The sequence below is a fragment of the Butyrivibrio sp. AD3002 genome, from assembly GCF_000420905.1.
Lineage (GTDB): Bacteria > Bacillota > Clostridia > Lachnospirales > Lachnospiraceae > Butyrivibrio.
Genome location: NZ_ATVV01000071.1, coordinates 1 through 1379 on the forward strand (window position 1 = coordinate 1; position 1379 = coordinate 1379).

2 protein-coding genes are annotated in these 1379 nt (G+C 34.7%); both read left to right on the plus strand.

Annotated features, from left to right (window positions below; all coding sequences use genetic code 11):
- The coding region (locus tag G596_RS23285) for a transposase (RefSeq protein ID WP_022763604.1) at positions 1-517 on the plus strand (517 nt) is incomplete at its 5' end.
- A 104-nt stretch (positions 518-621) separates the two neighbouring features.
- Entirely contained in the window at positions 622-1329 is a 708-nt protein-coding gene (locus G596_RS25395) for a transposase (RefSeq protein WP_022763605.1), read from the plus strand.
- Positions 1330-1379 lie beyond the last annotated feature (50 nt).

Genomic DNA, 1379 nt, shown 5'->3' on the forward strand with positions numbered 1-1379 from the left:
GGAAGCGATTGGTGTTGATGATGTTGCTATCCGAAAAGGCCAGACCTATGCCACTGCTATTTATGATTTAAAGGATCATCATTTAATTGCATTGCTTGATGGTCGGGATGGAGTACCATTAAAAGAATGGCTGAAATCACATAAAAAAGTACGGCTTGTTGCAAGAGATAGAGCAAGTGCATATGCCTCCGCAATCAACGAAGTACTTCCAGAATGTATCCAGGTAGCGGACAGATTTCATTTATTGCAGAATCTTCTCGAATATATGAAAAATATTTTCAAGGAAGAAATGCCACCCCGCCTATATATTCAAAACGGAGAAATATCTGAAAAAGCACCAGAAAAAATATTAAAAGAGAAGACACCGGATTTCCCATTTCTTGACAGTCTGCATTACGATAATACTCCACCTGTAGATTGCAATGGAAATGAAGTGATTTATGATAACAAAAAGCATGATCTGAATTCACCACAGTATCAACATCAGAAAGAAAAGAGGAAAAAAAACAACAATTAATTCGGGAGATACAAGCTTATTGGAAAAAGCAGGAGAAGCCGCAGATAAAAGAAGTAGCTGAAATTTTCGGAATCGCCTCTCTTACAGCAAAAAAATATATTTTTATGACGAAAGAGGCTATTGCTGCATTGGACCATCCTACGAATTACAAGAAACGGGATTCGTCTATGAATGCATGGCTCAATGTTATTTATAAAATGATGGCTGACGGTTTCAGTAACGAAATAATTTATTTTTACATCAAGCATCAAGAATCCTTTCATGATTCTGACCGCAAACTCGAAAATTATATTTATATTATTGGGAAAAATAATTTTCCAGACCGAGCCCTATTCAATAGAAAAACAACTATGGAATGGGTATTACCGCCAGAAGTGACTGTAATCAGCAGAGCAGATTTACTTAAATATATATTGACGTGTAATCCTAAAACAAAGCGAGATTCTGTCATTGAAAAATATATTGGTCAGATAAAAAGCAGTTATCCTGTTGTTACAAAAGTTGAAAAAATGTTCAAAGAATTCCATTCCTTGCTAATGGGAAAAGATGAAGAAAAATTAGATGAATATCTTAGAAAATATAGCGAGAGCGAAATACAATCGTTTTGTAATGGAATAAAAAAGGATATCCTTCCGGTCAAGAATGCGATATCCTTCTCTATAAGTTCTGGATTTGTTGAAGGAAACAACAACAAATTCAAAGTCCTCAAACGTATTGTATACGGTAGAAGTGGATTAGTCAATCTAGAGAAAAAATGCAAGTTGGCTTTTATACATAAAAGTAAAGATTTTTCCCTCTCTGCGCTATTATAAAACAAGCTGGTATCAATTTGATACCAGCTAATGTTTCACTTTGTTATACC